General features: G+C 67.7%; 8 protein-coding genes and 1 riboswitch. Of the genes, 3 read left to right on the top strand and 5 right to left on the bottom strand.

Features of this window, described 5'->3' with window-relative positions; genetic code table 11:
* Window positions 1–52: 52 nt before the first annotated feature.
* A complete protein-coding gene (gene thiC, locus QMX82_RS16085; RefSeq protein WP_282285337.1) occupies window positions 53–1,930 on the bottom strand; it encodes a phosphomethylpyrimidine synthase ThiC in 1,878 nt (625 codons plus the stop codon).
* 102 nt (window positions 1,931–2,032) lie between these two features.
* Window positions 2,033–2,159: riboswitch (TPP riboswitch) on the bottom strand.
* Window positions 2,160–2,268: 109 nt separating this feature from the next.
* On the opposite strand from thiC, the gene QMX82_RS16080 reads away from it, so the two are divergent.
* Window positions 2,269–3,765, top strand: a complete 1,497-nt coding sequence (locus tag QMX82_RS16080) for a TolC family outer membrane protein (protein WP_282285335.1) — start codon at window positions 2,269–2,271, stop codon at window positions 3,763–3,765.
* Here the strand turns inward: QMX82_RS16080 and waaA are convergent.
* The 3 genes from waaA to QMX82_RS16065 are packed head-to-tail and all read right to left on the bottom strand — an operon-like array spanning window position 3,711 to window position 8,023.
* A complete protein-coding gene (gene waaA, locus QMX82_RS16075; protein ID WP_282285331.1) occupies window positions 3,711–4,976 on the bottom strand; it encodes a lipid IV(A) 3-deoxy-D-manno-octulosonic acid transferase in 1,266 nt (421 codons plus the stop codon). The genes QMX82_RS16080 and waaA overlap by 55 nt on opposite strands.
* A 48-nt stretch (window positions 4,977–5,024) precedes the next feature.
* Window positions 5,025–6,809 (bottom strand): IlvD/Edd family dehydratase, encoded by a 1,785-nt coding sequence (locus QMX82_RS16070; RefSeq protein WP_282285329.1) that lies wholly within the window; start codon window positions 6,807–6,809, stop codon window positions 5,025–5,027.
* Between the two features lie 32 nt (window positions 6,810–6,841).
* The gene (locus QMX82_RS16065) at window positions 6,842–8,023 is read right to left on the bottom strand and encodes a fumarylacetoacetate hydrolase family protein (protein ID WP_208692531.1); all 1,182 of its coding nucleotides are present in this window, start codon (window positions 8,021–8,023) and stop codon (window positions 6,842–6,844) included.
* A 108-nt stretch (window positions 8,024–8,131) separates the two neighbouring features.
* On the opposite strand from QMX82_RS16065, the gene QMX82_RS16060 reads away from it, so the two are divergent.
* Together QMX82_RS16060 and QMX82_RS16055 are read left to right on the top strand one after the other, a co-directional pair.
* Window positions 8,132–9,079 (top strand): LysR family transcriptional regulator, encoded by a 948-nt coding sequence (locus QMX82_RS16060; protein ID WP_133862595.1) that lies wholly within the window; start codon window positions 8,132–8,134, stop codon window positions 9,077–9,079.
* Between the two features lie 166 nt (window positions 9,080–9,245).
* Complete coding sequence (locus QMX82_RS16055) at window positions 9,246–10,610, top strand: MFS transporter (RefSeq protein WP_208692532.1); 1,365 nt, start codon at window positions 9,246–9,248, stop codon at window positions 10,608–10,610.
* Here QMX82_RS16055 and QMX82_RS16050 read toward each other — a convergent pair.
* On the bottom strand, window positions 10,607–11,893 hold the full coding sequence (locus tag QMX82_RS16050; protein WP_282285326.1) for an MFS transporter: 1,287 nt from the start codon (window positions 11,891–11,893) through the stop codon (window positions 10,607–10,609). The genes QMX82_RS16055 and QMX82_RS16050 overlap by 4 nt on opposite strands.
* Window positions 11,894–12,098 lie beyond the last annotated feature (205 nt).

Below are 12,098 nucleotides of genomic sequence, written 5' to 3'. Positions count from 1 at the left end.
GTGACGCCGGGCATTGTCGGGCTTCGCTGCGCTCGGCGCCAACCTACGGTCGTCAGACCTGCTTGTAGATCACGCCGCCTTCGTCCTTGAAGCGCGCCGCCTGTTCCTGGAAGCCGGCCTCGATGGCCTTCTGCTCGTCGGTCAGGCCGTTTTCCTTGGCGTAGTCACGGACCTCCTGGGTGATCTTCATCGAGCAGAACTTGGGCCCGCACATGGAGCAGAAGTGCGCCACCTTGGCCGAGTCCTTGGGCAGGGTCTCGTCGTGGAAGGCGCGCGCCGTGTCCGGGTCCAGGCCCAGGTTGAACTGATCTTCCCAGCGGAATTCGAAGCGCGCCTTGGACAGGGCGTTGTCGCGGATCTGGGCGCCAGGGTGCCCCTTGGCCAGGTCGGCGGCATGGGCGGCGATCTTGTAGGTGATGATGCCGGTCTTGACGTCGTCCTTGTTGGGCAGGCCGAGGTGCTCCTTGGGCGTCACGTAGCAGAGCATGGCGCAGCCGAACCAGCCGATCATGGCGGCGCCGATGCCGCTGGTGATGTGGTCGTAGCCGGGGGCGATGTCGGTGGTCAGCGGGCCGAGGGTGTAGAACGGCGCCTCGTCGCAGCACTCCAGCTGCTTGTCCATGTTTTCCTTGATCAGCTGCATGGGCACGTGGCCCGGACCTTCGATCATGGTCTGGACGTCATGCTTCCAGGCGATCTTGGTCAGTTCGCCGAGGGTTTCCAGCTCGCCGAACTGGGCGGCGTCGTTGGCGTCGGCGATGGAGCCCGGGCGCAGGCCGTCCCCCAGGGAGAAGCTCACGTCGTAGGCCTGCATGATCTCGCAGATGTCTTCGAAGTGGGTATAGAGGAAGTTTTCCTTGTGATGCGCCAGGCACCACTTGGCCATGATGGAGCCGCCGCGGGAGACGATGCCGGTGACGCGCTTGGCGGTCAGGGGCACGTAGTGCAGGCGCACCCCGGCATGGATGGTGAAGTAGTCCACGCCCTGCTCCGCCTGCTCGATGAGGGTGTCGCGGAACAGCTCCCAGGTCAGCTCCTCGGCGACGCCATCGACCTTTTCCAGGGCCTGGTAGATGGGCACGGTGCCGATGGGGACCGGCGAGTTGCGGATGATCCACTCGCGGGTCTCGTGGATGTGCTTGCCGGTGGACAGGTCCATCACGGTGTCGGCGCCCCAGCGGATGCCCCAGGTCAGCTTCTCCACCTCTTCCTCGATGGAGGAGCCCAGGGCGCTGTTGCCGATGTTGCCGTTGATCTTCACCAGGAAGTTGCGGCCGATGATCATCGGCTCCAGCTCCAGGTGGTTGATGTTGGCCGGGATGATGGCGCGGCCGCGGGCCACCTCGTCGCGGACGAATTCGGGGGTGATTTCCTGGGGAATGCTGGCGCCGAAACTCTGGCCACGGTGCTGATTGCCGAGCAGGCCGGCGGCGCGGGCTTCCTGCAGCTTCATGTTCTCGCGGATGGCGATGTATTTCATCTCCGGGGTGACGATGCCCTGGCGGGCATAGTGCATCTGGGAGACGTTGCGCCCGGCCTTGGCCCGGCGCGGCTGGCGCGCCAGGTCGAATCTCAGGGCGGCCAGGCTCGGATCGGCGAGCCGCGCCTGGCCAAACTCGGAAGACAGCCCGGCCAGCAGTTCGGTGTCGCCGCGCGCTTCGATCCAGCGCGAACGCACGTCTGGCAGGCCCTTGCGCAGGTCGATGTGCACCGCCGGATCGGTATAGGGACCGGAGGTGTCGTAGACGCACACCGGGGCGTTCTTTTCACCGCCGAACGCGGTGGGAGTATCGGCGAGGGAAATTTCCCGCACCGGCACGCGAATGTCGGGACGCGAGCCCGTCAGATAGACCTTGCGCGAATTGGGCAGCGGCTGGGTGGACTGGCGGTCGACGCGGGTGAAGTCGGTGACGTTGTTCTGCTTGTTCATCGAGGCTCTCCTGGTGGGCGCGTTGCCGAGGGAAGAACCTGGACGAAGGGTGGGCACGCAAGGAGACGCAAGCCCGGACGGATGGCGACCACGGATGGAGACGGCGGACGCCCTCTTGTTCCCTACGCAGGTTGACGCACCGCCATGCGGCGCGCCTAGCCTGATCAGGTTCAACGGGATCCGGGACTACCCGATCTCAGCGCCTCGTAGCGCACCCCGACAAGAACGTGGCCAGTGTAAACCCAGAGCAGCAGAAACTTCGACCGCTATTTCCTCTCCTATGGCGGATTCGGACGAAGCCACTACACTGGCGCGGTCCCTCAAGGAAGGCTCCAAGAATGCGAAGATTCCTGCTGCTCGCGGCGCTCTGCAGCACGGCCGGGCTGGCCCAGGCCCAGGTCGCCGGCAATGGCTTGCTCGACGTCTACCGCGAAGCGCTGGACAACAATGCCGACCTCGCCGCCGAACGCGCCGGGCTTGGCGCCCAGCGCGAGGCGGTGCCCCAAGCGCGCGCCGGCCTGCTACCGCAGATCGGGCTCGGTGCCCAGTTCAACGACACCCATACCAGCCTGCAGCTCAAGGACAATCCGGCGCTGGGCGTCCAGGGTGGCCGCTACAGCAGCGATCGCAGCAGCCAGCTGATCCAGGCGACCCTCAGCCAGCCACTGTTCCGCGCCGATCGCTGGTTCCAGCTCAAGGCAGCCCAGGCCGCCACCGAGCAGGCCGAGCTGCAGTTTTCCGCCGCCCAGCAGCAACTCATCCTGCAGACCGCCGAGGGCTATTTCAGCGCCCTGCGCGCCCAGGACGCCCTGGCCACCGCTCGCGCCGAGGAAAAGGCGTTGTACCGCCAGCTGGACCAGTCCCGCGAGCGCTACAAGGTCGGCCTCACCGACGACACCGACGTGCTCCAGGCCCAGGCCAGCTTCGACAATGCCCAGGCCAACCGCTCCCAGAGTGAGCAGCAGGTAGCCGACGCCTTCCAGGCCCTGACCCGGCTGACCGATCGCGACTACGGCAGCATCGCCGGCATCCGCCACGACCTGCCAATCCTGCCGCCACAACCCAACGATGCCCGCCAGTGGGTGGACACCGCCATGCGCCAGAATCTGCAGCTGCTGGCTGCCGGCCAGGGCGTCAATGCGGCCCAGGAAACCCTGCGCCAGCGCCGCGCCGGGCACCTGCCGACGGTGGATGCGGTGGCGCGCTACAGCCACAGCGACAACGATGCGGTGAATCTGCCCAACGCCGAGCAGCTGTCCCTGTTCGGCAGCCCGGTCAACAGCCGCAGCATCGGTATCCAGGTGGAGCTACCGCTGTACAGCGGCGGCGCCACCAGCTCCCAGGCGCGCCAGGCCTACCAGCAGCTGGACCGCAGTGAGCAGCAGCAGGAAAGCCTGCGTCGCCAGGTGGTGCAGAACACCCGCAATGCCCATCGGGCGATCAACACCGACATCGAGCAGGTGCGCGCCCGGCGGCTGTCCATCGCCTCCAGCCAGCGCGCCCTGAGAGCCACCGAGATCGCCTACCAGGTGGGCAGCCGCACCATCGTCGACGTGCTCGACGCCCAGCGGCTGCTGTACAACGCCGTGCGCCAGTACAACGACGCCCGCTACAACTACATCCTGGACACTCTGAGACTCAAGCAGGCGGCCGGCACCCTGGCGCCCAACGACCTGCTGGCGCTGTCGGGCTATCTCGACCCCCACTACGACCCGGATCGCGACTTCCTGCCGCCGGACCTGGCCAAGACCCGCGCCGACGTCCTGCCGGCGCGTTCCGCTCAGGGCGTGAGCAATTTATCCAGTCCGGAGAGCAGCCGCTCCAGCGCGCCCTGATTGGCGGCCAATACCGCCAGGCCCGCCTGCCGGCGCCGCGCGGCTTCCGCCGGTTCGGCCCAGAGCCGGGCCACGGCGGCAGCGATGGCCGAGGCTTCCACCACGGTTTCCAGGGCGCCGGCGTCGCGCAACTGGGCGACGATGTCGAGGAAGTTGAATACGTGCGGTCCGCTGAGCACCGGCACGCCGAGAGCGGCCGGCTCGAGCGGATTGTGCCCGCCGCGCTCGATCAGGCTGCCGCCGACGAAGGCGACGTCGGCCAGGGCGTAGAGAAACAGCAGCTCGCCCATGGTGTCGCCCAGCAGGACCTGGGTCTGCGGTTGTACCGCCTCCCCCGTCGAGCGCTGGATCACGCTGAAGCCTTCACCCCGCACCTCGCCCAGCACCTCGGGAAAACGCTCGGGATGACGCGGCACCAGGATCAGCAAGGCATCGGGGCGGGTGGCCAGCAGTTGGCGCTGGGCCTGAAGCAGGATCTCGTCTTCGCCGGCGTGGGTGCTGGCGGCGATCCATACCGGGCGACGGCCCCAGCCCTGGCGCAGCGCAGCCGCGCGCGCCGGCAGCTCGGGGTCGATGCGCAGGTCGAACTTGATGGAGCCAGTCACCGTGACCCGCTCGGCACGGGCACCGAGGGCCAGGAAGCGCTCGGCTTCCACCGGTGTCTGCACCGCCAGCCAGGCCAGCTCCGCCAGCATCGGCGCGGTCACCCCGCCCAGCTTGCCGTAGCCCCGGGCGGAGCGCTCGGACAGCCGGCCATTGGCCAGGGCGATGGGAATGTCGCGGCGCGCCGCCTGGTGGATGAGGTTGGGCCAGAGTTCGGTTTCCATCACCACCCCCAGGCTGGGCCGCAGCCGGTCGAGAAAGCGTCCGGCCAGCCCCGGCAGGTCGTAGGGCAGATAGCAGTGGTGGACGTCGCTGCCGAACAGGGCGCGAATGCGCTCCGAGCCGGTGGGCGTCATGCAGGTCACGGTGATCGGCAGCTGCGGATGGCGCTGGCGCAGCGCACGGATCACCGGCGCGGCGGCAATGCTCTCCCCCACCGACACCGCATGCACCCAGATGCCGCCGGGCGGCACCTCTGGCAAGCCCAGCGCCAGGCGCTCGCCGATGCGTTGCCGATAGGCGGGAGCCTTGCGCCCGCGCCAGAGCAGGCGCAGCAGGATGAAGGGCAAGGCCAGGGTGAAGATCAGGCTATAGAGGGTACGGTTCATGGCGGCAGAGCTTAATGAAGCCCGGCCGCCAGTGCGAGCCTGTTCACTCTAGTGCGAATGCCGCGGCACCCCGCCTTCGCGGGCGATCACCTTGAGATGCAGGGTGGCCGGTTCCAGGCAGCCGCCGGTGGAAAGCTGGCCCACCAGTTGCCGATAGAGCTCCTGCCAGGGGGTCTGGGCCGGCGGCAGATTGGGCGTCCATTCCGCGCGGCGGCGCTCCAGTTCGGCATCATCCAGCAGCACATCGACGCTGCGGGCATTGAGGTCCACGCGCAACCGGTCGTTGGTCTTGAGCAGGGCCAGGCCACCGCCCACCGCCGCTTCCGGCGACATGTTGAGGATCGACGGACTGGCCGAGGTACCGCTCTGACGACCGTCGCCCAGGCACGGCAGGGAGTCGATGCCCTTCTTGATCAGCGCCGCCGGCGGGGCCATGTTGACCACCTCGGCGCTGCCCGGATAACCCACCGGCCCGGCGCCGCGGATCACCAGGATGCAGCGCTCGTCGATGTCCAGGGCCGGGTCGTCGATGCGCGCGTGGTAGTCCTCCGGACCCTCGAAGACGATGGCTCGCGCCTCGAAGCTGTTTTCCTTGCCGGGTTCGGCCAGGTAGGTCTGGCGAAACGCCTCGCCCACCACCGACATCTTCATGATGGCGCTGTCGAAGAAATTGCCGCTGAGCACGATGAAGCCGGCGCGGTGCTTGAGCGGCGCTTCGTAGGGCTGGATCACCGCGGGATCCGAGCTGGCCGCACCTTCGGCGATGGCACCGATGGTGCGCCCGGATACCGTCAGGCAGTCGCCGTGCAGGCGCCCCGCCTTGAGCAGTTCGTGGAGCACCGCCGGTACCCCGCCGGCGCGGTGGAAGCCCTCGCCCAGGTACTTGCCGGCCGGCATGCAGTTGGCCAGCAGCGGGATGTCCTCGCCCAGGCGCTGCCAGTCGTCCAGCGACAGCTCGATGCCCATGTGCCGGGCAATGGCGATCAGGTGCGGCGGGCAGTTGCTGGAAGCGCCCAGGGCCGAGGCCACTATGATGGCGTTCTCGAAGGCCTCGCGGGTCATGATCTGCGAGGGGCGGACGTCGTCCAGCACCAGTTGGCAGATGCGCTTGCCGGTGGCATAGGCCATCTGGCCGCGCTCGCGATAGGGCGCGGGGATGCTGGCACAGCCGGGCAGCGACATGCCCAGGGTCTCGGCCAGGGCATTCATCGACAGGGCCGTGCCCATGGTGTTGCAGTGGCCCACCGAGGGCGAGGCGGCGGTGGTCAGGGCCATGAAGCCCTCGTAATCGATCTCGCCGGTCGCCAGCAGGTTGCGCGCGTGCCAGAGCACGGTGCCCGAACCGATCAGCTCGCCCTTGAAATGCCCGTCGAGCATGGGCCCGCCGGACAGCACGATGGCCGGCAGGTCGGTGGTGGCCGCGGCCATCAGGCAGGCCGGGGTGGTCTTGTCGCAGCCGGTGGTGAGCACCACGCCATCCAGCGGGAAGCCGTGCAGGATCTCCACTAGGCCGAGGTAGGCCAGGTTGCGATCCAGGGCCGCGGTGGGGCGGCGACTCTGCTCGGCGATGGGGTGCACCGGGAATTCCATGGGGATGCCGCCCGCGTCGCGGATACCGGCCTTGACCCGCTGGGCCAGTTCCAGGTGATGACGATTGCAGGGCGTGAGATCGCTACCGGTCTGGGCGATGCCGATGATGGGGCGACCGGACTGGAGTTCGTCGCGGGTCAGGCCGTAGTTCATGTAGCGCTCGACATAGAGCGCGGTCATGTCGGCGTGGGCAGGATCATCGAACCATTGCTGGCTGCGCAGCGGGCGTTTGGCGGAAGTCATGATGGTCTCTAGTTGTTATTAGGAAAGAGCGGTTAGCGGCCCAGCAGGCCGCGGGCGGCCAGGTTGTGCATCAGGGCACCGAGGCCGAAGCGCCAGGCCGGGGCCTGGTCGCTGGTGGTCACTCTATTGTGCAGGGTTCCCAGCAGCGGGCTGGCGATGCTCACCACGTCACCCACCTTGTGGGTGAAGCCGCCGCCGGGAGCGTCCCGGTCCTGGGTCGGGGCGAACAGGGTGCCGAGAAACAGCACGAAGCCGTCGGGATACTGGTGGTTGGCATTGAGGGTCTGGGCGGCGAGATCGGTGGGATCCCGACTGATCTGCGCCATGGAGCTGCTGCCCTTGAGGTGAAAGCCGTCTTCGCCCAGCACTTCCAGGGTCACCACGCACTGGCGGATCTGGTCGAGATCGAAGGTCTCGTCGAACAGGCGGATGAAGGGCCCCAGGGCGCAGGAGGCGTTGTTGTCCTTGGCCTTGCTCAGCAACAGGGCGCTGCGGCCCTCGATGTCGCGCAGGTTGACGTCATTGCCCAGGGTGGCGCCATGCAGGCGGCCGCGGCTGTCCGCCACCAGCACCACCTCGGGCTCGGGATTGTTCCACTGGGACACGGGATGGATGCCGATGGCGCTGCCACTGCCGACCGCGGCCAGCACCGGCGCCTTGGTGAAGATCTCGGCGTCCGGCCCGATACCCACCTCCAGGTATTGCGACCACATGCCCTTCTCGATCAGCAGCGCCTTGAGCGCCTGGGCGCGCGGACTGCCCGGCTCCAGGCCCTGCAGGTCCGCGCCGATCACCGCCTGCACCTGCTCGCGGATGGCCACGGCGCGCCCGGCATCGCCGCCGGCCTGCTCTTCGATCACCCGTTCCAGCATGCTGGCGGCAAAGGTCACCCCGGCGGCCTTGATCACCTGCAGGTCGGCCGGCGGCAGCAGGTGCAGGCGGCCCGGATCGGCCTGTTCGCCGCTGTTGGCCAGCAGTTCCTCCACGCTGCCGAGGTAGCGCCCGGGGGTATCGCGCAGGGCCTGCAGCGGCGTCTCTGCCTCGAACAGGGCGCTCAGCGTGGCGAAGCGTGCCGAGACATCGAAGACGCCGTCTTCGCGCAGCACCACGGGTGAGGGACCGGCCAGCGGACCGGGCACCCAGGCACGACCGACCAGGGTGCCGGCCAGGCCATCGGTGGGAAGGGTGTTGGCAGGCGAGAGACGAAGGGACATGGGCAGGACTCCAGGGCTGATGGGTCCACGCTAGGCAGCCGGACTGATAAACTCAAATGGGCTTATTTCATCATTCGATAACCTGCACTTATCGCCTGGGAGGCATACGTGTCCGAGCCGTCGTTCAGCCAGATCAGCCACTGGCTCAAGTTTCGCCACCTGCTGCTGATCGACACCCTGGGGCGCACCCGCAATATGCACCTGGCGGCGCAGCAGATGAACCTCAGCCAGCCGGCCATCAGCAAGATGCTCAAGGAGCTCGAGCACCTGCTGGGCTTCGCCCTGTTCGAGCGCCAGCCGCGCAGCATGCCGCCCACGGCGCTGGGCGAGCACGTGCTGCGCTATGCCCGGGTGGCGCTCAACGATGCCCGCGACTTCGCCGAGCAGATCGACAGCCTGAGACGCGGCGGCCACGGCCAGCTCAAGGTCGGTGGCATCTTCGCCGCCACGGCGGTGGCGCTGCCGCAGGCCATCGTCGCGATCAAGCAGCGCTGGCCGCTGCTGGCCATCGAGGTGGTGGAGCAGACCAGCGATCACCTGATGGAGATGCTCGACGACAAGCTGCTGCACCTGGCGGTGGCGCGCTTCACCGACGAAGCCCAGGCCCAGCGCTTCGACTTCCAGCCCCTGGCGCCGGAGCCCTTCCGCTTCGTGGTCAACGCCGATCACCCGCTGGTGGGCAGCGGGCCCGTGGGCCTCGACCAGGTGCTGGCCTGGCCCTGGATCCTCTATCCCAAGGGCACGCCCATCCGCGGGCGCATGGAGCGGGCCTTCGCCGCCGCCGGCCTGCCGGTGCCGAGCAACACCATCGATACCATCTCCATGCAGACCTTTCTCCAGGTGCTGCGCGCCGGCCCCATGATCGGCATGCTGCCGGAGGCCATGGTCGAGCCCTATCTCGCCAGCGGCGCGCTCAGTGCCCTGGAGCTGCCGCTGCACCTGCCGGCGCAGGACTACGGCATCCTCACCCGCAAGGGCGAACCCCTCGGCGAAGCGGCCCGGGAATTCGCCGCCATCCTGCTGAGCCATGCCGGTCGCGAGGAGTCCGCAGCCTAGACAGCTCGATAACGCGCCGTTATCGAATGATCCGCAAATGCCATTGGGAAAGAATCGTTCCCGCTCCTAGAGTGGCCTGGCGATTCAGACGGCCACCCCGCATCCCCGGCCGCCTTCGACCTCTTCAATAACAACAACGGGCCCCAAGGCCCCGAAGGTCATTCCCATGTTCGAGACCACCGCTCCCCAGGGCGCCGCTGGCGACGCCTTCGAAGAACGCACCTATCGCAAGGTGGTGCTGCGCATCCTGCCGATCCTGCTGCTCTGCTACATCGCCGCCTACCTGGACCGGGTCAACGTCGGCTTCGCCAAGTTGGACATGCTCGACGACCTGGGCTTCAGCAACACCGTCTATGCCCTTGGCGCCAGCATGTTCTTCTGGGGCTACTTTCTCTTCGAGGTCCCCAGCAACCTGCTGCTGCATCGCTACGGCGCGCGCTTCTGGATCGCCCGCATCATGCTGACCTGGGCGATCATCTCCATGGCGGTGGCCTTCACCCAGCCGCTGGCGCAATTCTTCGGCCTGCAGTCGAGCACCCTCTTCTACGTGCTGCGCTTCCTGCTGGGCGTTTGCGAAGCGGGCTTCTTTCCCGGGGTGATCCTCTATCTCAACTACTGGTTTCCGACCCGCCGGCAGAGTCGGGTGATGTCGGGCTTCCTCATCGCCCTGCCCTTCAGCCTGAGCTTTGGCGGCGTGCTTTCCGGCTGGCTGATGAGCAGCCTGCACAACTGGCACGGCCTGGCCGGCTGGCAGTGGATGCTGCTGGTGGAAGGGGTGCCCTCGATCATCATGGCGGTGGTGGTGTTCTGCTGCCTGAGCGACAACATCGACCAGGCGCCCTGGCTGGACGCCCGGGAAAAGGCCCTGCTCAAGCGCAATCTGGAGCAGCAGAACGCCGGCAAGGCGTCGCGCCTCAGCGAGGTGTTCTTCAATCCGCGGGTCTGGCTGCTGGTGTTCATCCTGCTGACCTTCAACACCGGCTTCTATGGCCTGGCCTTCTGGATGCCCTCGATCATCAAGAACGCCGGGGTCAGCGGCAGCCTGCAGATCGGCCTGCTCACCGCCATCCCCTACAGCGTCGCCCTGGTGGTCATGCTGCTCAACGCCCGCCACTCGGCACGCACCGGCGAGCAGCGGATGCATGCGGCGGTGCCGGCCTTCGTCGGCGCCCTGGGCCTGGTGCTGAGCGCCTGGTTCATCCACAACATCGTGCTGTCGATCTTCTTCCTCACCGTGGCCGCCTCGGGCCTGCTGGCGCTGATGCCGATCTTCTGGTCGCTGCCCGGCACCCTGCTTTCCGGCGTCGCCGCAGCGGCGGGTATCGGCATGATCAACGCCATCGGCAACCTCTCCGGCTTCACCGGCTCGATGATCACCGCGACCATGGAAACCCTCACCGGCGACATCAACAACGGCACCTATGTGCTCGGCGCCTGCCTGTTCGTCAGCGGCCTGCTGATCCTGGCGATCCCGGCCTCGATGCTGCAGCGCACGCCGACCGCCGTGCCGCTGGACCTCAAGCCCGCCTAGCCCGCCTCGGGCACGGCCGAGCGCCCGGCACCCGCGGCGCTCGGCCGGCCGATCCACAGCGCCATCAGCGCCGCCAGCAGACCGGTCAGGCCGGCCAGCACCAGGGCCTCCTGGTAGGAGCCGAAGTGCTCGCGCAGGGCACCGGCGAGAAAGGCCGCGCAGGCGGCGCCGAGCATGTGCCCGCAGAACACCCAGCCGAACACCACCGGCGCGCTCCTTTCACCAAAGCTCTGGTTGGTCAGCTTGACCGTGGGCGGCACGGTGGCGATCCAGTCCAGTCCGTAGAAGATGCCGAACAGCAGCAGTTGCTCGGGGGCGAAGCCGGAGAACGGCAGGTAGATCAGCGAGAGGCCGCGCAGGCTGTAGTAGACGAACAGCAGCCGGCGCGGATCGTATCTGTCGGTCAGCCAGCCGGAGGCGGTGGTGCCCACCAGGTCGAAGATGCCCATCAGCGCGAGGATGCCGGCGGCCTGCACCTGGGACAGCCCGTGGTCGTGGCCCATGGCGATGAAGTGGGTGCCGATTAGGCCATTGGTGGTGAAGCCGCAGACGAAGAAGGTCAGGAACAGCAGCCAGAAGTCGCGCCGCCGACTGGCCATGGCCAGGGTGCCGAGGGTCACGCGAAACAGATTGCCCGGTGCGGAGGCCACTGGCGCCTGGTAGTCCGCCGGGGCGCCATGGGGCCGCAGGCCGACGTCCGCCGGCCGTTCGGGCAGCAGCCAGGCCACCAGCGGGATCAGGGCGGCGCTGGCCACGGCCACGTTCAGCACCACGGTCTGCCAGCCTTCCTGACTGGCGAGATGGGCCAGCAGCGGCAGGAACACCAGGTTGCCGGTGGCGGTGCTGGCCGCCAGCAGGCCCATCATCAGGCCCCGGCGGGCGACGAACCAGCGATTGACGATGGCGGCCCCCAGCACCATGGCCACGCAACCGGTACCCAGGCCGCTGAGCACGCCCCAGGTGGCCACCAGGTGCCAGGGTTCGCGCATCAGGGTGCTCAGGGCGGTGGCCAGGCTGATCAGGGTCAGGCCGCCGAGCAGGGTCCGGCGGATGCCCAGGGTCTGCATCAGGGCGGCGGCGAAGGGCCCGACCAGGCCATAGAGAAAGATGCCGATGGCGGCGGAAAGCGAGACCGTCTCGCGACTCCAGCCAAAGGTCTCCTGCAAAGGCAAGAGCAGCACGCCTGGGGTGGACCTCACCCCGGCCGAGACCAGCAGGGCGAGAAAGATCAGTGCCAGGACGACGAAGACATAGCGCTGGCCGAGGGCGGGAGGTGGGGTCATGGCGATCGTCACGGGCGGGGAAGGGATGAGTCGAGTATTGCAGTCCTGGCGACCTGGCGCTGGTCAAGCTGCCCCACGGATCTGGCCAGAATGGGACTTTCGTTGGCATGGGTGGTGGGCGAGTGCTGAAGGTCCGTCTTGTTGGGCTTCGCTGCGCTCAACCCAACCTACGCAGAGCACCGTCGGTTGGCGCTGAGCGCAGCGA

The organism is Pseudomonas sp. PS02302, assembly GCF_029959585.1.
Classification (GTDB): domain Bacteria; phylum Pseudomonadota; class Gammaproteobacteria; order Pseudomonadales; family Pseudomonadaceae; genus Chryseomonas; species Chryseomonas aestiva.
This window is presented reverse-complemented; position numbering and strand designations above follow the sequence as displayed.

What these genes read in the sequence shown, in the direction of transcription:
- QMX82_RS16055 (WP_208692532.1), top strand. Translation starts at nt 9,246, where the DNA reads ATGTTCGAGACCACCGCTCCCCAGGGCGCCGCTGGCGACGCCTTCGAA.
- QMX82_RS16070 (WP_282285329.1), bottom strand. Translation starts at nt 6,809, where the DNA reads ATGACTTCCGCCAAACGCCCGCTGCGCAGCCAGCAATGGTTCGATGAT.
- thiC (WP_282285337.1), bottom strand. Translation starts at nt 1,930, where the DNA reads ATGAACAAGCAGAACAACGTCACCGACTTCACCCGCGTCGACCGCCAG.
- QMX82_RS16080 (WP_282285335.1), top strand. Translation starts at nt 2,269, where the DNA reads ATGCGAAGATTCCTGCTGCTCGCGGCGCTCTGCAGCACGGCCGGGCTG.
- QMX82_RS16050 (WP_282285326.1), bottom strand. Translation starts at nt 11,893, where the DNA reads ATGACCCCACCTCCCGCCCTCGGCCAGCGCTATGTCTTCGTCGTCCTG.
- QMX82_RS16065 (WP_208692531.1), bottom strand. Translation starts at nt 8,023, where the DNA reads ATGTCCCTTCGTCTCTCGCCTGCCAACACCCTTCCCACCGATGGCCTG.
- waaA (WP_282285331.1), bottom strand. Translation starts at nt 4,976, where the DNA reads ATGAACCGTACCCTCTATAGCCTGATCTTCACCCTGGCCTTGCCCTTC.